20 protein-coding genes are annotated in these 19,752 nt (G+C 69.1%); 9 read left to right on the top strand and 11 right to left on the bottom strand.

Features of this window, described 5'->3' with window-relative positions; genetic code table 11:
* Positions 1-5 precede the first annotated feature (5 nt).
* Entirely contained in the window at positions 6-647 is a 642-nt protein-coding gene (locus ACQ4LY_RS06725) for a nucleotide exchange factor GrpE (RefSeq protein WP_056311413.1), read from the bottom strand.
* 2 nt (positions 648-649) lie between these two features.
* The gene (gene dnaK, locus ACQ4LY_RS06720; RefSeq protein WP_431075247.1) at positions 650-2,512 is read right to left on the bottom strand and encodes a molecular chaperone DnaK; all 1,863 of its coding nucleotides are present in this window, start codon (positions 2,510-2,512) and stop codon (positions 650-652) included.
* Between the two features lie 179 nt (positions 2,513-2,691).
* Here dnaK and ACQ4LY_RS06715 point away from each other — a divergent pair, with 179 nt between their 5' ends.
* From ACQ4LY_RS06715 to ACQ4LY_RS06695, 5 genes are all read left to right on the top strand, one after another.
* The gene (locus tag ACQ4LY_RS06715) at positions 2,692-3,408 is read left to right on the top strand and encodes a tyrosine-protein phosphatase (RefSeq protein WP_431075246.1); all 717 of its coding nucleotides are present in this window, start codon (positions 2,692-2,694) and stop codon (positions 3,406-3,408) included.
* A gap of 111 nt (positions 3,409-3,519) precedes the next feature.
* Entirely contained in the window at positions 3,520-4,260 is a 741-nt protein-coding gene (locus ACQ4LY_RS06710; RefSeq protein WP_431075245.1) for a sirohydrochlorin chelatase, read from the top strand.
* A complete protein-coding gene (gene cobA, locus ACQ4LY_RS06705) occupies positions 4,257-5,015 on the top strand; it encodes a uroporphyrinogen-III C-methyltransferase (RefSeq protein WP_431075244.1) in 759 nt (252 codons plus the stop codon). The genes ACQ4LY_RS06710 and cobA overlap by 4 nt, the downstream gene beginning before the upstream one ends.
* A gap of 49 nt (positions 5,016-5,064) precedes the next feature.
* Positions 5,065-6,045, top strand: coding sequence for an NAD(P)/FAD-dependent oxidoreductase (locus ACQ4LY_RS06700; protein WP_431075243.1), 981 nt, complete (start codon positions 5,065-5,067; stop codon positions 6,043-6,045).
* A 60-nt stretch (positions 6,046-6,105) separates the two neighbouring features.
* Complete coding sequence (locus ACQ4LY_RS06695) at positions 6,106-6,780, top strand: hypothetical protein (protein WP_431075242.1); 675 nt, start codon at positions 6,106-6,108, stop codon at positions 6,778-6,780.
* A 13-nt stretch (positions 6,781-6,793) separates the two neighbouring features.
* Here ACQ4LY_RS06695 and ACQ4LY_RS06690 read toward each other — a convergent pair whose 3' ends face one another.
* The gene (locus ACQ4LY_RS06690; protein ID WP_431075241.1) at positions 6,794-7,255 is read right to left on the bottom strand and encodes a DUF3817 domain-containing protein; all 462 of its coding nucleotides are present in this window, start codon (positions 7,253-7,255) and stop codon (positions 6,794-6,796) included.
* Positions 7,256-7,325: 70 nt separating this feature from the next.
* On the opposite strand from ACQ4LY_RS06690, the gene ACQ4LY_RS06685 reads away from it, so the two are divergent.
* A complete protein-coding gene (locus tag ACQ4LY_RS06685; RefSeq protein WP_431075240.1) occupies positions 7,326-8,243 on the top strand; it encodes a helix-turn-helix transcriptional regulator in 918 nt (305 codons plus the stop codon).
* Between the two features lie 19 nt (positions 8,244-8,262).
* Here ACQ4LY_RS06685 and ACQ4LY_RS06680 read toward each other — a convergent pair whose 3' ends face one another.
* The gene (locus ACQ4LY_RS06680) at positions 8,263-9,468 is read right to left on the bottom strand and encodes an MFS transporter (protein WP_431075239.1); all 1,206 of its coding nucleotides are present in this window, start codon (positions 9,466-9,468) and stop codon (positions 8,263-8,265) included.
* Between the two features lie 115 nt (positions 9,469-9,583).
* Here ACQ4LY_RS06680 and ACQ4LY_RS06675 point away from each other — a divergent pair, with 115 nt between their 5' ends.
* Positions 9,584-9,712, top strand: coding sequence for a hypothetical protein (locus ACQ4LY_RS06675; RefSeq protein ID WP_431075237.1), 129 nt, complete (start codon positions 9,584-9,586; stop codon positions 9,710-9,712).
* Positions 9,713-9,747: 35 nt separating this feature from the next.
* Positions 9,748-10,650, top strand: a complete 903-nt coding sequence (locus ACQ4LY_RS06670) for a serine protein kinase RIO (protein WP_431075236.1) — start codon at positions 9,748-9,750, stop codon at positions 10,648-10,650.
* 3 nt (positions 10,651-10,653) lie between these two features.
* On the opposite strand, the gene ACQ4LY_RS06665 is transcribed toward ACQ4LY_RS06670, so the two are convergent.
* The gene (locus ACQ4LY_RS06665) at positions 10,654-11,250 is read right to left on the bottom strand and encodes an ATP-dependent endonuclease (protein WP_431075235.1); all 597 of its coding nucleotides are present in this window, start codon (positions 11,248-11,250) and stop codon (positions 10,654-10,656) included.
* A gap of 101 nt (positions 11,251-11,351) precedes the next feature.
* Between ACQ4LY_RS06665 and ACQ4LY_RS06660 the strand changes: the two genes are divergently transcribed.
* On the top strand, positions 11,352-12,764 hold the full coding sequence (locus ACQ4LY_RS06660) for an MFS transporter (RefSeq protein WP_431075234.1): 1,413 nt from the start codon (positions 11,352-11,354) through the stop codon (positions 12,762-12,764).
* Positions 12,765-12,915: 151 nt separating this feature from the next.
* On the opposite strand, the gene ACQ4LY_RS06655 is transcribed toward ACQ4LY_RS06660, so the two are convergent.
* The 6 genes from ACQ4LY_RS06655 to ACQ4LY_RS06630 all read right to left on the bottom strand — a co-directional run bounded on the left by ACQ4LY_RS06655 (position 12,916) and on the right by ACQ4LY_RS06630 (position 19,629).
* Positions 12,916-14,277 (bottom strand): LLM class flavin-dependent oxidoreductase, encoded by a 1,362-nt coding sequence (locus ACQ4LY_RS06655; RefSeq protein WP_431075233.1) that lies wholly within the window; start codon positions 14,275-14,277, stop codon positions 12,916-12,918.
* 42 nt (positions 14,278-14,319) lie between these two features.
* Complete coding sequence (locus ACQ4LY_RS06650) at positions 14,320-15,177, bottom strand: ABC transporter ATP-binding protein (protein ID WP_431075232.1); 858 nt, start codon at positions 15,175-15,177, stop codon at positions 14,320-14,322.
* Positions 15,170-16,033 carry an ABC transporter ATP-binding protein gene (locus ACQ4LY_RS06645; protein ID WP_431075231.1) on the bottom strand — a complete coding sequence of 288 codons (864 nt, stop codon included), beginning with the start codon at positions 16,031-16,033 and terminating at the stop codon, positions 15,170-15,172. The genes ACQ4LY_RS06650 and ACQ4LY_RS06645 overlap by 8 nt, the downstream gene beginning before the upstream one ends.
* Entirely contained in the window at positions 16,030-16,959 is a 930-nt protein-coding gene (locus tag ACQ4LY_RS06640) for an ABC transporter permease (protein WP_431075230.1), read from the bottom strand. The genes ACQ4LY_RS06645 and ACQ4LY_RS06640 overlap by 4 nt, the downstream gene beginning before the upstream one ends.
* A 1-nt stretch (position 16,960) precedes the next feature.
* A complete protein-coding gene (locus tag ACQ4LY_RS06635) occupies positions 16,961-18,007 on the bottom strand; it encodes an ABC transporter permease (protein ID WP_431075228.1) in 1,047 nt (348 codons plus the stop codon).
* Positions 18,008-18,096: 89 nt separating this feature from the next.
* A complete protein-coding gene (locus ACQ4LY_RS06630; RefSeq protein ID WP_431075227.1) occupies positions 18,097-19,629 on the bottom strand; it encodes an ABC transporter substrate-binding protein in 1,533 nt (510 codons plus the stop codon).
* Between the last annotated feature and the right edge of the window lie 123 nt (positions 19,630-19,752).

Genomic DNA, 19,752 nt, shown 5'->3' with positions numbered 1-19,752 from the left:
ATCACCTACTCTGCGGGTACGGCGACGACGACCTTCGCGGGACGCAGCTCGACGTCACCGAGGCGGTAACCCACCTCGACGACCTCGAGCACCGTGGTCTTGTCGGCGCCCGGCGTGGGCTGCTGGAAGATCGCCTCATGGCGCTGCGGGTCGAATTCCTCACCCTTCTCGCCGTACGAGACGACGCCGAGACGCTCGACCACCGTGCGCACCTTGCCGGCGATGACGGCGAAGGGCGTGCCCTCGACCAGGTCACCGTGCTGGGCGGCGCGATCGAGATCATCGAGCACGGGGATGAGGCCCTTGGCGGCCTCGCCCTTCGCGCGCTCGATCTCGACCTGACGCTGCTCTTCGGTGCGGCGGCGGTAGTTGGCGTACTCGGCCTGGAGACGCTTGAGGTCGTTCAGCAGCGTCGACTCCAGGTCGGCGAGCACGGCATCCTCTGCCGCGGCCTCGCCGGTCTGGGTGGCGCCGAGGATGTCGTCGACCGTCAGGTCGTCGGGAGCGCCGTCGACCGGCGTCTCGTCGGATCCTTCTGCGGCCGCGGCCTCGCGCGAGTCGGGATTCTGCGGCGCGGGGCCGGATGCCTGAGCATCCGACCCCTCGCTGCGAACCTCGTCGTCACCTTCGAAGTTCTTGTCCGTCATGATTACTTCTTCTCATCCTCGTCGTCGACGACCTCGGCGTCGATGACGTCCTCATCGGAGGAGCTGTCATCGGCCGGAGCCTCGCCCGCGGCGTCGGCGCTCGCGGCGCCCTCAGCCTGGGACTGTGCGTAGATGGCCTCGCCGATCTTGCCCTGCGACTGGTTCAGCTTGTCGAACGCGGTCTTCACGGCCTCGTCGTCTTCGCCGGCCAGAGCCGTCTTGAGGGCGTCGACATCGGCCTTGACCTCGGTCTTGACGTCTTCGGGCAGCTTGTCGTCGTTCTCGGTGATCAGCTTGTCGATCGAGTACGCGAGCGTCTCGGCCTGGTTGCGGACCTCGGCGGCCTCGCGGCGCGCCTTGTCTTCAGCCGCGTGCTCTTCAGCCTCGCGGACCATGCGCTCGATGTCCTCCTTCGACAGCGACGAGCCGCCGGAGATGACGATCGACTTCTCGGTGCCCGTGCCCTTGTCCTTGGCGGACACGTGCACGATGCCGTTGGCGTCGATGTCGAACGTGACCTCGATCTGCGGGATGCCACGGGGAGCCGGGGCGATTCCGGTGAGCTCGAACGTTCCCAGCGGCTTGTTGTCGCGGGTGAAGTCGCGCTCGCCCTGGAAGACCTGGATCGCGACGGACGGCTGGTTGTCGTCTGCCGTGGTGAAGGTCTCGCTGCGCTTGGTCGGGATGGCCGTGTTGCGCTCGATGAGCTTGGTCATCATGCCGCCCTTGGTCTCGATGCCGAGGCTGAGGGGGGTGACGTCGATGAGCAGCACGTCCTTGCGCTCACCCTTGAGGACACCGGCCTGGAGGGCGGCACCCACGGCGACGACCTCATCGGGGTTGACGCCCTTGTTGGCCTCTTTGCCGGTCTCGCGCTTGACGAGCTCGGCGACAGCGGGCATACGGGTCGATCCACCCACGAGCACGATGTGGTCGATGTCGGCGACCTTGATGCCGGCTTCGCGGATGACGTCCTCGAACGGCTTCTTGGTGCGGTCGAGCAGGTCCTTGGTGAGGTCCTCGAACTTCGCGCGGGTGATGGTCTCGGAGAGCGAGACGGGGCCGGACTCGGTCAGCGACAGGTACGGGAGGTTGATGCTGGTCGAGGTCGAGGAGGAGAGCTCCTTCTTGGCCTGCTCAGCTGCCTCCTTGAGACGCTGCAGGGCGATCTTGTCACCCGAGACGTCGACGCCCGTGGTCTCCTTGAACTGCTTGATCAGGTGGTCGACGAGACGCTGGTCCCAGTCGTCGCCGCCGAGGCGGTTGTCACCGGAGGTCGAGCGCACCTGGATGGTCGAGAAGTCGTCGTCCTTGCCCACTTCGAGCAGCGAGACGTCGAACGTTCCGCCGCCGAGGTCGAAGACCAGGATGAGCTCGTCTTCCTTGCCCTTGTCGAGGCCGTAGGCGAGAGCCGCTGCGGTGGGCTCGTTGATGATGCGCAGGACGTTGAGGCCCGAGATCTCACCGGCCTCCTTGGTGGCCTGGCGCTCGGCGTCGTTGAAGTACGCGGGGACGGTGATGACCGCGTCGGTCACCGTGTCGCCCAGGTACGACTCTGCGTCGCGCTTGAGCTTCTGGAGGATGCGCGCCGAGATCTCCTGCGGCGTCCACTTCTTGCCGTCGACGTCGAAGGACCAGTCGGTTCCGATGTGACGCTTGACGGATGCGATGGTGCGGTCGACGTTCGTGACGGCCTGGCGCTTCGCGGTCTCGCCGACGAGCACCTCGCCGTCCTTCGTGAAGGCGACGACCGAGGGGGTCGTGCGGAAGCCCTCGGCATTGGCGATGACCTTCGGCTCGCCACCCTCGAGGACGCTGACGACGGAGTTCGTCGTACCGAGGTCGATTCCAACAGCACGTGCCATGTGATTCTCCTTTGTTGCTGAGGTTGATGTGGTCTGGAAATCCGGGGCGATCAGGGAAACCTGAGTCGCGATGACTCAACTGTACTCCGACCTCCGGATGCTGTCAAACAAACTTGATATGAACTGGCTCAACTTTGGATTCGGGGGACGGAATCAGGCCGCCGTGCGAGAATCCCCGCGTGAGCCACCCTCCCCTCGACATCCCCGGCCTCGCGAACGCGCGCGACCTCGGAGGTCTGCAGCGCCAGGACGGCAGCGTCACCCCGCATGGCGTCTTCATCCGCTCCGATGCGCCTGATCTCGTACCGCCCGAGGGATGGGATCGCCTTCGTGAACGGGGAGTCGCCACAGTGGTCGACCTGCGCCGACCGGAGGAGCGCACGCCCGGTGCGCCAGGCGACATCGAAGCGATCGCCGTGGATCTCGACGGAGAGGAGCGCGACTTCTGGGAGCCGCTCGAGGCCGACGGCCGCTGGGGCACGCCCCTCTACTACGTGCCACACCTCACCGACCTGCCGCACCGTATGGCGGAGGTGCTGCAGGCGATCGCGACGGCGCGCCCCGGCGGCATCCTGTTCCACTGCGCGGCCGGATGGGACCGCACCGGCCTCGTCACGATGATGCTGCTGCGCGCCCTCGACGTGACCACCGAAGCCGCGCGGCGCGACTACGCGACCTCGTTCGAGAACGCGGCCGCGATGGAGGCGCTCCGCAGCAGATCGCAGCACGCCGAGGAACGCCGAGCTGTGCTGACGCGGTTCGGCCACACCCCGGAGTCGGCGTTCGCCGACGCCTACGAGGCGCTGGAGCTCGAGGAATGGTCGAGAGCGGCAGGCCTCGACCCCGACGTCCTCCTCGCGCTGCGCACGTGGCGGAGCTCCGTACCCGCTCTCTGACCGGGCGGCTCCCTCCCGGCGGCCCCGCCCGGAGGACCCCGCACATCCGCCCCTGCGTCGAGGCGAGATCCTCGAAACACCGTCGTCACACGGCTCGCCTACAGTCTCAGCATGCGCCGCCCGATCCTGCTCGCCGTCTCGCACGGGACCTCTGATGCCGAGGGCGCCCGGGCCATCGCCGACCTGGTCGACGCCGTCGCAGCAGCCGTGCCCGACGTCGAGGTGCGCAGCGCCTTCGTCGATGTGCAGCAGCCCGACGCGGCCGACCTCCTGCCGACGATCGAGGGTCCGGTCGTGATCGTGCCGCTGCTGCTCTCGCGCGGCTTCCACGTGCACCACGACCTGCACGGCATGGCGGCGAAGAAGGCGGATGCCGTGGTCAGCGACCCGATGGGACCCGACCCGCGTCTCGCCGAGGTGCTGGCGGATCGCCTGGCTGCAGCATCCACCGCATCGCCCGCGGTCGATCTCGACTCCCGCGAGCCGGTGATCCTCGCGGTGGCCGGCTCCCGCGACCCGGCCTCACTGACGGATGCCGAGGCCATGGCCTCGCTGCTCTCGCTCCGACTCGGTGCGCGGGTCGAACTCGCCTACCTCGCCGCGCGTCAACCAGACCTGCCCGGCGCACTGCGAGAGCATCCCGAAGCGGTCGTCTCGACGTATCTGCTCGCCCGAGGCTTCTTCTTCGACATGACCGCCAGCCAGGCTGAAGGGAGAACCGTCACCGCACCCCTGCTCGACGGCTTCACCGTGCCGCAGCCACTGATCGACCTCGTCGTCGCGCGCTACGACGAGGCGGCCGCGCGCCTTCTCTCGACAGCGGGCCCGATCGCCGAAGCCGCACACCCATGACGACCGGCACCGTCACAACACCCGGCACCGTCACGCTCGTCGGCGCGGGTCCGGGTGATGCCGGGCTGTTGACCGTGCGGGGGCTCCGCGCGCTGCAGGCGGCCGACGTGATCGTCGCCGACCGCCTCGGAGCACGGGCCGTGCTCGCCCAGCTCGCCGACGAGGGCGTGCGAATCGACGCCGAGGTCATCGACGTCGGCAAGCTCCCGGGTCACCACCCCGTGCCGCAGGACGGCATCAACGAGCTGCTCGTCTCGCTCGCCCTTGAGGGGCACCGCGTGGTGCGACTGAAGGGCGGCGACCCGTTCGTCTTCGGCCGTGGACGCGAGGAGCAGCTGTTCTGCGAAGCCGCCGGCATCGCTGTCGACGTGATCGCCGGAGTCACGAGCGCGGTCGCCGTGCCGGGCCTCGCCGGCATCCCCCTGACCCAGCGCGGCGTCGCCGAGACGTTCACCGTCGCCAGCGCCCACGACCAGATCGAGGCGCTCGGCGGAGGGCGCGACCACACCGTCGTGCTGCTGATGGGCGTGAACACCCTCGGGCATTCCGCGCACGTCCTCGCCGCGGGAGCGCGAGGCTCCGACTGCCCCGTCGCGATCATCGAAGACGGATTCGGTGAGCGCCAGCGGGTCACGATCGGCACGCTCGGCACGATCGCCCACCTCGCAGCCGCCCGGCAGGTGCGCTCCCCCGCCGTCGTCGTGATCGGCGATGTCGTCGCCCTCAGCCCGCACTCCGGGATCACCCGAAGTTAGGTGACCCTCAGTCGCGAGGTGGCAGACTGGACGCGACAGAAGGGCACTGATGACTGACACGGACGCCTACGACGTGCTCGTGATCGGCGGCGGCCCCGCCGGGCTCTCCGCCGCATTGAATCTCGGACGCTCTCTCATGCGCGTGCTCGTCGTCGATGCGGACCGCCCCCGCAACGCCGCCACTCTGAACTCGCACGGGTTCCTCACCCGCGACGGGGTGCCCCCTCATGAGCTCCGTCGCATCGCCCGCGAGGAGCTCGCCGCCTACCCGAACATCGAGGTGCGCACCCGCGTCAGAGTGCTCGATCTCGCACGACTGGAGTCGGGAGTCGCGCCGGATGCCGGGCTCACACCGGATGGCGTCGCGCAGAGCCCCCGGTTCACGGCATCCATCGGCCGCAGGGATGCGACCGAGATCGTCACCGCGCGCTCGGTGCTGCTCGCCACCGGGCTGCGCGAAACCCTCCCCGACGTGCCGAACCTGCGCGGCTTCTACGGCATCAGCCTGTTCAGCTGTGCGGCCTGTGACGCGTGGGAGATGCGCGGAAGACGACTCGCACTCATCGGCACGACCGAAGACCTCGCCGACCGTGCCCGACTCATCGCCCGCTGGACCGAGGATCTCACCGTCTTCACGCTCGGCGCCGACACCGTGACGAGCGCCCAGGAGGCCGGGCTGGTGGCGGCGGGCGTCGCTGTCGTGCGTCATCCGATCTCCGAACTCATCGGCGATCGCGGCCGCATCGAGGCGATCAGGCTGGACGACGGATCCGTCATCCCGGTCGAGGGCGGGTTCGTCCGGCCGGAGTGGGAGACCGACCTGTCGTTCCTGCGCGGCTTCGCGCCGTCGATCGATCACGACGGACACCTCGTGACCGACCGCTCGGGGCGCACCGACATCCCGGGGCTCTACGCCGCCGGCGACGCGGCGATCCCCGGACCCCAGCAGCTCATCGTCGCGGCGGGAGCGGGGGCGCGGGTCGCGTCGGTGATGGTGCAGGATGCCGTCGGCATCGCATCCGCGCACTGACGGCCCTGCCCCGGGGAATCGTCCCGCAGGAGCGCGCGGGCCCCGGCTAGGCTGACCGGCATGACGCGCATCTCGCAGGTCTCTCCGCTCGCCCGCCTCGCCGCCGCCTCGGTGGTCGCGTTGGCGGTGCTGCCGCTCAGCGGATGCCTGTACGCGCAGATCCCGGTGAACACCCCCGACGGCGGCGGCCCCGACCCGGCACCCACCACGAGCCCGACGGAGCAGCCGTCCGGAGACCTGCCAGCGTCGCTGACCTTCGCCGCGGGGGCCGATCTGCCCGCCACGGCCTACATCCAGTGGGGAGACGGCTTCGTGGTCGACGAAGGCTGGAAGATCGTCAAGCCCGACGACGGCAACGGCGGCTGGACCTACGGCACGATCGATGACACGTGCACCGCGCAGTTCTGGCAGGGGCTCATCCCCGACGTGCCGACGGTCGCGGGCGACGACAGCGTCAGCTCCGACGCGATGCTCGCCGTGATCCTGGGCGAGGCGGATGCGGCGGCCATCACACCGCTCTCCACGACGGGCGCCTTCAGCTACCAGATCGGCGGAAACACCGACGTCGAGAACCGTCAGGTCGAAGGCGAAGCCGGCGAGCGCACCTGGAGCATGGCCGCGCGGGCCTTCACCGCGACCGGCGTCGGGCTCTATGTGATCGTCGACTGCACGGGTGGCGACATCGACGCCACGATGGCCGAGGTCATCGACAAGAACGCCGTCGTCGTGCAGTGATGCCCGTCGGGCGTCACTTGCCTCCGGGCGGGCCGACCAGCAGCAGGATCACGTACAGCACGACGATTCCGACGACGAGCAGGAGCGCGAGCACCCACGGACGGCGCAGGAACCACCGCATGAGCCTGTCGTACCAGCGGGCGTCGCGCGGGTCGGCGGTCTGCTCGAGCCGCCAGTCGCCGGCCAGGCGCCCGGTGCGGTGCAGCCAGATCTCCATGGGGATCGTCGCGTAGGGCACGATCGCGCTGACCACGGCGAGGATCGCGACGCCGAGGTGCCAGCGCTGATTGAGCGCGACGAGCACGGCGGTCGCCGCATAGGCGAGGAACACGAACCCGTGGATGCCCCCGCCGATCGTCACGACGATGCCCGGCGCACCGACGGCACGGGCGATGATCGCCGAGATGAGGATGGTCCAGGTGATCGCCTCCGCGATCGCGAGGACTCGGAACAGGCGGTCGGGTGTGCGGAACACGGGACTCCTCAGGTGGGGGTCCTTCCAGCGTATCCGGAATAGCTATGCGCCCCCGGGCGTTGCCGAAGGCATGGTGACCGTCGATTCCGCAGCCCTCGGGCAGGTGCTCGACTCCGTCGACCTGCGCGTGGGCATCGCTCGACGCGTCGCGCTGGCGGCAGGCGGAATCCTGCCGCTGCCTTCTGGCGCCGCCACCCTCGTGTACATCGCCGACGGTTCTGTGAGCGGGCATCCGCCCCTCACCACCGGATGCCGCCTCGACGTCGACCGCGCGGCGCACATCGTGGCCGTGGATGATCGGCCCCTGAGTGCGAGTCTCGTCAGAGGCGATGCGTTCCTCACGCTCGGCAGGGCTCCGATCGCTCTCGAAGCGGGGTCTGCGACCGACCTCGTGGTCGTCGACCTCGAGTTCTCCGACAGCGCGTCGATGCTTGCTGCCGTGCTCCCCGACCCGATCACCGTCATGTCCTTCGATGCCCTCGAGCCCGCAGCGGCAGCCCTCGCCGGCAGCATGGGGCCGACGGATCCGCCCTCCTACCCGGTCAGGCAGGGCGACCCCGTGATCTGCCGCATGATGGCGCAGACCGTGCTGCTCAGCGTCATCCGCGCCTGGGCTGCGAACGGCTGCGCACCCGCGGGCTGGCCGTCGGTCTCGAAGGATCCGTTCCTCGACCGCGTCGTCGAGGCGATCCACGAGCAGCCCGGTCGCGAGTGGACCGTCGAGCGGCTCGCGAGCGTCGGGGCGATGTCGCGCTCCGTATTCGCCGAGCGCTTCCGCAGCGCGATCGGCCGCTCCCCCGCCGACTACGTCACCGAGGTGCGCATCGACACGGCCAAGCGGATGCTGAGCGCCGGCCGATCCGTCAGCGAGACCTCGCGCGAGTTGGGCTACGCCTCAGACGAGGGATTCAGTCGCGCGTTCCGCCGCCGCACCGGCCTGACTCCGTCGGCCTGGCGGGCGGGCGAGCTCACCGCGGTCCCCGCCTGAGCCCGGCGACCTCGCTCTCTCAGACGAGCGCCGCCGCTGCCGTGCTCCTGTGGTTCGACAGTCCGAAGAGCACGGCGCCGACCAGCAGCGAGATGGCCCCGAGGACGTAGACGAACTCGACGTCGAGGGTGTCGACGAGCAGTCCTCCGAGGCCCGCCGCGATCGTGATCGCGCCCTGGAATCCGACGACGACCAGGCTGCCGCCGGCCTCGAGCCGGTCGGGCATCCGGTGTCCCACCCAGGTGTTGGCCACGAGCAGCCACGACGAGAAGAAGAAGCCCCAGACGAACACGACGATCCCGACGCCGAGGACCGACCCCGAGAGGAAGATCATCGACAGCACCGACACCGCGATCACGAGCGGCGCGAACACCGCGAAGAACGCGAAGGTGCGGTCGATGAAGAACCCGAGTCCGAGGTTGCCGGCGAGGCCGCCGACGCCGAAGAGGGCGAGCAGCAGGATGATCGTCGACGGCTCTACCTCGGGGATGCGCTCGAGCGCGAGCCGCACGTACGTGTAGGCGAGGAAGTGCCCGAGCACCACGAGCACGTGGCCGACCATGCCGAGCCCGATGCCGGGGCGACGCAGGGTGTCGACGAGCAGGCGGATGCTCGACGCCTGCTCGGCCGGGACCGACGGCAGCATGAAGCGCAGCGCCACGGACAGCAGCACCATGAGCACGCCGGCGATCGCGAACACCGTCTGCCAGTCGACGATCTCGCTGAGCATGACCCCGAGTGGGACGCCCGCGACCGTGGCGAGCGAGACACCGGCGGAGGTGAACATGACGCCGCGTCCGAGGTGCTCGGGGCCGGCGAGCCGCACGGCCACCGTGATCGACATCGCCCAGAACGCGCTGATCGCCGCTCCCAGCAGGAACCGTGCGAGCAGGACGATGATGAGGTTCGGCGCGATCGCGACGATGAGGTTCGACGCGGCGGCCGCGAGCGCCATCCAGATGAGCAGCGACCGACGATCGAGGCGGGGGAAGATCAGTCCGACCGTGGGTGCGACGATCAGGCCGACGAGGGCGGTGACCGTCACGGTCTGCCCGGCCTGCCCCGGCGTGACGCCGAGTGCGTCTGCCATCTCGGTGAGTACGCCGTTGGGCAGGAACTCCGCGGTGACGAGCAGGAAGCCCATCAGCATCAGCACGATGAGCCCGCCGTAGCGGATGCTCTCGGTGCGGGCGGTCGTCACGGGTACGGGCGCGGTCGTGGTCATGGTTCAACACTCGCAGTCGGGGGGCTGCTGCACCCGACGCGGCGTCCACGGCATCCGACCATTCGTCCGGACCGGGCCGGGGAAGCAGCAGATCGGGTCTGGACACGATCCGCTCGTGACCTCTAGGCTCGACGACGCACCGGGGTTCTCCCGGAAGGTCTCAGCGAGAGGAGTGGATGACATGAACGCCGTCTCTGTCGCGCCCCTCGCCGACTTCCTTCCTCTCGAGGCCGCCCGCTCCTGATCCGCGGTGGCCTCCCTCTCTCGGAGCCACATACCGTGTCTGATCTCTTCGCTTCTTCCGAAGCATCCTCTTCCCGTCTCTTCACCCGTTCGTCGGCCGCGTCGACGTTCGACGCCTCTCCCTTCGAATCCGTCCCCACGTTCGCCGATGTCGAACCCGGCGACAACCAGCGCTGGACCACCTGGCCCGCGATCACCCCGTCAGAACGCGGCCCGCTCCCCTGGCCCGACTGGGTCGTGACGAGCGCCGGCGCGCTCGACACCGAGCTCGGCATCCTCAAGACCGGCAAGGAGGCCGACGTGTTCCTGCTCGAACGGGCGGTTCCCGACGACCCCGCGCAGCGCACGCTGCTCGCCGCCAAGCGCTATCGCGACACCGACCACAGCAGCTTCCACCGCTCGGGCGTCTACACCGAGGGTCGCAGCACCAGGAACACCCGCGACACCAGGGCGCTCGCCAAGAAGTCCGAGCACGGCCGGGCGGTCGCCGCCCTGCAGTGGTCGTTCGCCGAGTTCGATGCGCTGTGCCGCATGTGGGAGCTCGGCGCGCCCGTGCCCTACCCCGTGCAGGTCAACGGCACCGAGCTGCTCATGGAGTTCGTCGGCGATGCGAACGGCGTCGCCGCTCCCCGGCTCGCGGCGGTGCGCAGCGACCGCGTCGAGATGGCGGAGCTGTACGACCAGATCGTCGATCTGATGCGCACCTTCGCCGCGGCCGGCTTCGCCCACGGCGACCTCTCGGCATACAACCTGCTCGTGCACGACGGTCGGGTGCGGGTCATCGACCTGCCTCAGATCGTCGACATCATCGCGAATCCGCAGGGCCTCGACCTGCTGCACCGCGACTGCGTCAACATCTGCGACTGGTTCACCCGACGCCGGGTCGAACGCGACGCCGAAGAGCTCTTCGCCGAGATGCTCGCCGCGTCGTACACGTGACGCTCAGGCCCGGCGCAGGGCCGCGTCGAGAAGGTCGCTGAGGGGCCGCGGCATCCGCTCGAGCGGCAGGGCATCGATCACGTCGGCCGAGAAGCGGGCCTTCCTGCCGGCGGCGGTGCCGGCGAAGCGATGCAGCTGCTCGTCGATGGTGCGCTCGCGCTGCGCCGGCTGCCCCTGGAACACCTGGAATCGGGCGAGCTCGCCCCGAGCAGCCAGCGTGTCCAGCACGAGTTCAGGACCGGCCGCCGCGATCACCTCATCCTCGAGGTCCCGTTCACAGCCGTAGAAGCCGGCATCGCTCGGAGCCGCGCCGTCGGCGATGACGCCGACATCCACGAGGATCTTCGCGACGTAGTCCCCCTCGGCCGCGTCGTACAGGCCGAGGACGCGCGACGCATCCGACTCTGCCCGCAGCGCGGCCAGAGTCTTGCGGAGGTTGGTGATGCCGTCGAGGTCGATCAGGTTGAGAGCGTCGATCATGAGGCTCCGACGTCGCGCCAGCGCGATGAACGCGAGGCTGTCGCTGCGGCCCTCGAACAGGACGACGGTGCGAGGCACGGCGCGACGGACGGCGCGAAGCACCTCCGGCGTCGTCGACATGCCTCGACGGTACCCGAAGGGGTGAGGCGTACCCGAGGAGCCGAGACTGGCGCGCGGCGCGCCGTCACCGTCCGTTCACCCCACGCCGCCAGACTTCGAGCATGAGCGAATCCCCGCAGAGCGGCGCGGTGCCCGAACCCGCTGCGACGGCCAACAGCGGCGCGGTCGGAGTCATCGGCCTCGACCTGCGCGGCGAGACACCGGCCCCGAAGAAGCAGGTCTACTCGTGGGCGCTGTGGGACTGGGCGACGCAGCCCTTCAACACCGTCATCCTCACCTTCATCTTCACCGCGCTGTACCTCACGACCGAGGCGTTCCTGCCGGCGTCGATCGCGGGTCTCGACGCGAAGGACCCGATCCGCGAAGCCGCCGAAGCCGACCTCGCCTCGGGGCTCGGCCTCGGGTCGACGATCGCCGGAATCGCGATCCTCCTGATCGCACCGGTGCTCGGCCAGCGAGCGGATGCCGCGGGCCGCCAGAAGCTCTGGCTCGGGATCGGCACCGGGGCACTCATCGCCTGCATGTTCGGCCTGTGGTTCGTCGAGCCGACGCCGGCGCTGTTCTGGCTCGGCGTCGCGCTGATCTCGGCCGGTTCCGTGTTCGGTGAGATCGCCGCCGTGAACTCCAACGCCATGCTCATCGGCATCGCGAACCCGAAGACCGTCGGACGCATCTCGGGTCTCGGTTGGGGCTTCGGCTACATCGGCGGCATCATCGCGCTCGTCCTCGTCGTCGTCTTCTACATGCTCGACTGGTTCGGTCTGCCCGAGGACGGCGGCCTGCCGTTCCGCATCATCGCCGTCGGCTGCGCGATCTGGGCGATCGTCTTCTCCATCCCGATCTTCCTCAACGTGCCGGAGCCCTCGCTCGGCCGCCCCGAGCGCAAGGTGGGCTTCTTCGCGTCGTACGGGCTTCTCGTGAAGGACGTCACGGGCCTCTACCGCAACCCCGAGACCCGTCAGACCTTCTGGTTCCTGCTGTCCAGCGCGGTGTTCCGCGACGGACTCGGCGGCGTCTTCGCGTTCGGCGCGGTCATCGCCAGCCAGGTGTTCGATTTCGCCTTCCTCGACCTGGTGATCTTCGGCATCGCGGCGAACCTCATCGCGGGGGTCTCCACGATCATCGCCGGACGCTACGACGACCGCTTCGGCCCGAAGCGGATCATCCTCATCTCCCTCGCGTCCATGGTGATCGCAGGCCTCGCCGTGTTCTTCCTGGTGGATGCGGGAACGATCGTGTTCTGGATCGGCGGACTGCTGCTCTGCGCGTTCGTCGGCCCCGCCCAGGCGGCGTCGCGGTCGTTCCTCGCCCGCATCACCCCGGCCGGGCGCGAGGGCGAGATCTTCGGCCTCTACGCCACGACCGGGCGGGCGGCGAGCTGGATGGCGTCCGGCGCGTGGACCCTGCTGATCGTGCTCTCGGGGTCGACGTCCTACGGCATCCTGGGCATCGTGATCGTGTTGATCGCGGGCTTCCTGCTGCTGCTCCCGGTGAAGGCCACGCAGAGCGCCTGAGCCCGGCATTCCCGTCGCAGTTCGTGCCGTCGGCTCGGCGCTCAAGCGGCACGAACTGCGACCGGAACCACGATGGTGGATGCCGTGGCGGCACGACGCGCCGGACGCGCCGGACGATCAGACGACCGGACGCGCCGGACGCGCCGGACGATCAGACGGTCGCGGCAGACTTCTCCGTCGCGCGCTCTGCGGCGTACCGGTTCTCGGGCGTCTTCAGGCCGAGGTTTCCGCGCAGCGTGTCGCTCTCGTACTCGGTGCGGAAGACTCCGCGGTGCTGCAGGATCGGCACCACCTCGTCGAGGAATCGCGTCAGCTGAGCCGGGTGGCCGGCGTGGATGTTGTAGCCGTCGAGCCCGTACGCCTCGAACCATTCCTGCAGGCGGTCGGCCACGGTCTCGGCCGTGCCGACGAACGGACCGCGGTCGCGACGCAGGCTCAGCTGCACCGTCTCGCGCAGCGTCAGCTTCGCCTCGGCGGCGTGGGCGACGATCCGCTCGGCCTGCGTGCGGAAGCTGTTCTGCGCGTATCGCAGCACGTCCTGCGGGAAGGCGGAGTCGAGGTCGTACTGACGGAAGTCATGCCATCCGAACGAGCGGCCGAACTCCCCCAGCGCCTGTGCGAACGAGTGGTCGCTCGATCGGTAGTACTGCTCGAGTTCGGCGGCCTCGTCGTCGGTGTCGCCGATCACGACCCCGACGCCCGGCAGGATCACCAGGTCCTCCGGCCGACGGCCGTACTTCGATACCGCCCGACCCTTGATGTCGTCGTAGAACGCCTGGGCCCCGGCGAGCGTGGCCGCGTGCGTGAAGATGCCCTCCCCGACCTCGGCACCGAGATCGCGACCCTGCTCGGAGTCGCCGGCCTGGAAGATCACCGGCGCCCCCTGCGGCAGCCGCTCGATGTTCAGCGGTCCCGTGACAGAGAAGTGCTCACCCCGATGGTTGAGCGCGTGCAGCTTCGAAGGGTCGAGGAACTGCGCGGTCGCGCGATCCCGCGGCAGCGCGTCGGGCTCGTACGAGTCCCACAGCGCCTGTACGAGCTTGACGTGCTCGCTCGCCCGCCCATAGCGGGTGTCGTAGTCGTAGTGCTCGTCGAGTCCGTAGTTGCCCGCTGTTCCTGCATCGCCGCTGGTGACCACATTCCACCCGGCGCGGCCGTGGCTGATGTGGTCGAGCGACGCGAAGCGCCTCGCCACGTTGAAGGGCGCGTTGTACGACGTCGTCAGCGTGCCGACCAGGCCCACCCGCTTCGTGTGCGTGGCGAGGGCCGACAGCAGCGTGAGCGGCTCGAGCCTGCTCAGGTAGTGGGGCGGCGAGTCCGGGGTGATGTACTGGCTGTCGACGATGAAGACCAGGTCGAACTTCGACTCCTCGGCCTTCTTCGCGTGCTCGATGTACCAGTCGATGTCGACGCTCGCGTTCGCGGGGATCTCGGGGTCCAGCCACAGATTGTGGTTGCCGGGGCCCCCGGATCCCGTGAGCACGAGTCCGAGCTTGAGCTTCCTGTCTGCCATGTTCTTCTCTCTTCAGGTCAGTGGTCGAATGGGCGTTCGCCGTCAGCTCGCGTCGAGCGCCCGGCGCAGGCGCGCCCGCTCTTCGCGGTCGATGGCTCCGGAGTGCAGGCTCGGCGCGGAGCCGACGAGCAGTCGGGTGTAGGGATGCTGCGGGTCGTTCACGATGTCCTCGGTGCGCCCGACCTCGACGACCTGGCCGCGGTAGAGCACCACGACGCGGTCGGTCACGCCGGCGACGGATCCGAGGTCGTGGGAGATGAACACGAGCGAGGTGCCCGCCGCGCGCAGGTCATTGAGGATCTCGAGGATCGACACACGGTTGGCAGCATCCAGCGCGCTGACCGGCTCGTCGAGGATCAGCACTCGCGGTTCGGTCGCGAGCGCCCTGGCCAGCAGCACGCGCTGACGCTGCCCTCCCGAGAGCTCGCCGGGGAAGCGCACGAGCAGGTCGCGGTCCAGTCGCACCTGCTCGAGACGGAAGTCGATGCGGTCGCGGATCTGCTCCTTCGACAGCCGCCGCTGCAGTCGCAGCGGCTCGGTCAGCGACTCGCCGATCGTGAGGTCGGGGTCGAGCGCGCGCAGCGGATCCTGGAACACGTACTGGATCGCACCTCGACGACGGAACTCGCGCCACTGCCGCGCACCGAAGGCGGTGACCTCCTCGCCGCCGACGTGAACGCTGCCGGCCCGAGCCGGAACCAGACCGACCACGGCCCTGGCGATCGTCGACTTGCCGGAGCCGGTCTCGCCGATGATGCCCACCGACTCGCCGACACCCACCTCGAACGAGGCGTCGTGGATGATCTGCGTCCGATGCCGACCGCTGCCGTACGACACCTGGAGACCGTCGATCCGGATCGCGGGGATCTGCTCTTTCCCCGCGATGCTCTGCTCAGGCATGGGTCGCCTGCACGCGTCGGAAGCGGTCGAGTCCGTAGGTGTTGTGCTCGTCGATCAGGAGGCGGGTGTACTCGTGCTCGGGGTCGAACAGGATCCGTTTCGCGGGGCCCTGCTCGACGACCTCTCCCCGACGGAGCACCAGCACGTCGTCGCAGGTCTGCGCGATGACCGCGAGGTCGTGCGAGACGACGATGAGCGCGAGTCCGTGCTGCTCGGTGAGGTCGGTGAGGAGATCGAGGATCTCTGCCTGCACCGTGACATCGAGCGCGGTGGTGACCTCGTCGGCGATCAGGATCCGCGGCTCGAGCGAGATGGCTGAGGCGATCAGCACACGCTGCAGCATGCCGCCGGAGAGCTCGTGCGGGTAGCTGCGGTAGATCAGCTCGGGGTCGCGCAGACGCACGTCGTCGAGCAGGGCGATCGCGCGGCGCTTCGCCTCGCGGCGATTCAGACCCTCGCGCACGCGCAGGGCCTCGGCGATCTGCGGGCCGACCCGCAGCGAGGGGTTGAGGTATGAACCAGGGTCCTGGAACACGGCGGTGATGCTGACGCCGCGGAGCTTCTCCCAGTCGCGCGCCGTGAAGCCGGCGATGTCGCGATCGAACAGTTCGACGCGTCCGTGCGAGATCTCGAACAGTCGGGGCAGGATGCCGAGGATCGCCCGGCACGTCAGCGTCTTGCCACTGCCGGACTCGCCGACGATGCCGACCACTCGTCCGGGGCGCAGATCGAAGCTCACCCCTCGGACGAGCTCTTCTCCGGTGTGGCGATGGGCGATGTGCACGTCGTGCAGGCGCAGGACGCTCTCGCCCTCCACGCTCGCCGCTGCTGTGGCCTCGGCCGCGGTGATGGTCATGACGAACTCCTTCCGACGAGGGCGTCCGCGGATGCGGATGCCGGCGGGTTCTTGCGGTCGTGGGCACGGCGGACGCGGCGGCTGCGCGCGGCATCCCTCTCGGTGAGGAGCGTGCGGCCGGACTCCCCCGCGACGTCGCGGATCACGTCGGCGAGCAGGTTGAACGCCCAGACCGAGAGCATGATCAGCACGGTCGTGAAGATCGGCGCGTACGGGCGCTGGGTGAGGTAGCCGAGGTCGCTGGCGAGCACCCCGCCCCACGACGGCGCCGGCGGCTGGATGCCGATGCCGAGGAACGTCAGGCTCGAGACGATCACGAAGCCGACTCCGAGCGTGTTGGCGGTGGCGATCGCGATCGGCGGCAGGACCTTCGACCACACGTGGGTGCGCACGATCCACCCGGTGCGTGCGCCCGAGAGGATCGCCGCCTCGACGTATTGCGACTTCGCCACGCTCAGAGTCGCCGCCCGGGAGACCCGGTAGAAGAGCGGGGAGACGAGGATGCCGACCGTGAGCATCGCCTGCGGGATGCCGTTGCCGAGCAGCGCGGTCGCCGCGACCGCGAACACGAGGAATGGGAGCGCGATGAGGGTGTCGACGAATCGCAGTGTGAGCCACTCGAACACGCGGCCGAGATACACCGACAGGATGCCGGGGATCGCCCCGGCGAACAGCGCGATGACCGCGACCTGCACGGCCCCGAACACGCTGATGGGGGCACCCGCGAGGATGCGGCTGAGCACGTCGCGACCGAGGTAGTCGGTGCCCAGCCAGTGCGCCGCCGACGGGTGCGCGAGCACCTCGGGCGTTCCGAGCAGCGGGTCGTACGGTGCCAGCGCGGGACCTGCGAACGCGAGGATCGCGATGAACACCAGGAAGGCCGTGGCGAACCGGCCGGCCGGCAGCGCGAGGATGCGACGGATCATCTCAGACTCCTCTCGCCGATGCGGGGTTGAGGCGCACCAGCAGCAGGTTGACGATGAGGTTGAAGACCACGACCAGGACGATCGCGATCACGAGCACTCCCTGCACCGCCGGGACGTCACCGCGGTTGGCGGAGTCGGCGGCGAATTTGCCGAAGCCCGCGAGGCCGAAGATCGCCTCGGTGACCACGGCGCCGCCGAGGAGTGCCGGGAACTTCATGCCGAGAACCGTCAGGGCGGGACCTGCGCCGTTGCGCAGCGCGTGCACGAAGAAGATGCGGCGAGAGCTGAGGCCGCGCATCTGCGCGCCGGTGACGAAGTTCTCGCGGTACGCCTGGATGAGGCCGACGCGCATCTGCCTGGCGAGGTCGGCGACGGTGTCGAAGCTGAGGGCGATGGCAGGCAGCCACAGGTGCCAGAGCCAGAGTCCGATGCCCCCCTGTTCGAGCGGGATGTACCCCGCCGAGGGGAACCAGCCGAGGGTCACGGCGAAGACCGCGACGAGCGCGATGCCGACGACGAACGAGGGCATCACCGAGATGACGGTCGTGAAGCCGGTGATCGAGCGGTCGAGGATGCTGGTCGGGTAGGCCGCGGCGAGCACTCCGAGTCCGAATCCGAACACGATGCCGATGACCAGTGCCAGGCCGGCGACCGACAGGCTGATCGCGGCACGCGAGACGAGGAGATCGGCGACCGGGGCGCCGTTGTACCAGCTGTTGCCGAGGTCGCCCTGCAGGATGCCGCCGAACCAGTCGAGGTACTGCACGATGAACGGCCGGTCGAGGCCCCATTGGTGCTCGAGGGCGGCGATCTGCTCGGGGGTCGCCGACTCCGAGAGCTGCAGGTGCGCAGGGCTGAGGCCGCTGAGGCCCTGCAGCGCGAAGGTGATGAAGGTCGCGAACAGGAAGACCGTCGCGAACACGATCACGGTATGGCCGATCAGGCGACCTGCTGTCGCGAGGTGCGCGCCGGCGCGGAGCGGTGTGCCGGCGGCGTTCGCGGTCACAGCACCGGGCTTCTGCGCGGGTGCCGAGGCGAGGGCGGTCATGACGTGCTCCTTTCCTGTCTTGTCTGTTCTGCCTGTCGGCAGGTCGAGTGCGGGCCCCCTGCAGTGCGGCAGGGGGCCCGCGGCATCCGCTAGTCGCTGATGGTGACGCCGGTCAGGCTGATCTGCCCCGGGATCTGAGGCAGGTCCGAGACCTTCGGCGACTTCACGATGAGCGTGGGTGTGCCCACTGTGAAGACGAGGGCGCCGCTCTGCAGGCCTGCGCGCGTGGCGTCCTGCAGGTTCTCGGCGTAGTCCGGCGAATCGAGCGGCGTCTCACGGGCGACCTTGATCGCCTCGTCGAACCCCTCGGGAACGTACGGGCTCGAGAGGTTGAGCGGGCCGTCCTTGCCGAAGTGCGCCGTCAGCGTCTGCACCGGAGACTCACGTCCCGTGGTGCCGTAGGTCGAGAGCACGAGGTCCTTCGCGAAGAAGGGCGTCGCCCAGTCGGGAGCCACCGTGATGTTGGCGGTGATGCCGACGGCCGCGAGCTGCGCCTGGATGACCTCGTTGATGACGGCATCCGCGCTGACCACGAAGTCGACGACGATCTCACCCGGCTCGTAGCCGGCATCCGCGAGGATCTTCTTGGACTCCTCGGGGTCGTACGGCCACAGGTCCTCGGACTCGTCGTCATAGGCGATGTACCCCTCGGGGAACGGCTGCGTGGTCGCGTAGCCGAGACCGAACGTGACCTTCTCGACGAGCTCGTCGCGGTCGATCGCGTGACGGACCGCGTCGACCACGGCGGGGTCGTCGAACGGCGCCTGGTTGATGTTGAGGCTGAGGTTCGACGCCGAGTACACGGGGTGCGTCGCGACGTCGAGACCCGCGTCGATCGCGGCGTCGTACTGCGCCGGGGCGAGGCCGTAGGCGAAGTCGTAGACACCGGTCTTGATCGAGGCGACGAGCGTCGACGGGTCGGGAGCGGTCGAGAGCTCGACCCGGTCGATGTGGATGTTGTCGGCATCCCAGTAGTCGGGGTTCTTCTCGAAGTAGATGTGCGACTCTGGCACGTACTCGGTGACCGTGAAGGGGCCGGCGCCGACGGGCCACTGGTCGAGCTTCGCCGGGTCCTCGGCCGCGAGCGGGCTCGTGATCTGCGCGGTGCGCTTGCCCAGCAGCAGCGGGATCTGGTGGTCGACCTGGTTGAGGTGCACCGTGACATCGGTCTCGCTGTCGGCCGTGACCGACTCGATCGACGTCAGGTCGCCGAACAGCGCAGAGTTCTCCTGCGTCTTGGCCCGCTCGATGTAGAGCTTGACGGCCTCTGCGTTCAGGGGCTCGCCGTCCTGGAAGACCAGTCCCTCACGCAGGTGGAACGTGACCGCGGTGCCCTCGGCGTTGTAGTCCCAGCTCTCGGCGAGCCCGGGGGCCGCCTCGCCCTTCTCATCGATCTCGGTGAGCGAGGCGTAGGCGAGCGCGGTCAGGTTGAAGCCGAACCCGGAGCCCTGCACGATCGGGTCCCAGTGGGCGGGCAGGGTCGCGGCCCAGCGGAGCACGGACTCGCCGCCCTCGTCTTCCGAGCTGCTCGACGCCGGAGTCGCGGCGCACGCGGTGAGCGCCAAGGCTCCCACGAGCAGCGCTGCGGCTGCGGTTCGAAGTCGAGTGAATCTGCGGGTCATGAGCTGTTCCGTTCTGCGGTGTCTGGCTTGTCTCGGTGCGGGTGGTGGCCATCCTGACGCGGGTCAGGCGGCCGATGATAGGGCGGTGTCACAAAGGTTCCGGCGACGAAACCTGACGTCACA

Source organism: Microbacterium phyllosphaerae (assembly GCF_050628115.1).
In the GTDB taxonomy this organism is placed as follows: Bacteria; Actinomycetota; Actinomycetes; order Actinomycetales; family Microbacteriaceae; genus Microbacterium; species Microbacterium phyllosphaerae_A.
Note: the sequence above shows the minus strand (reverse complement) of the source record. Positions and strands in the feature narration are given on the sequence as shown.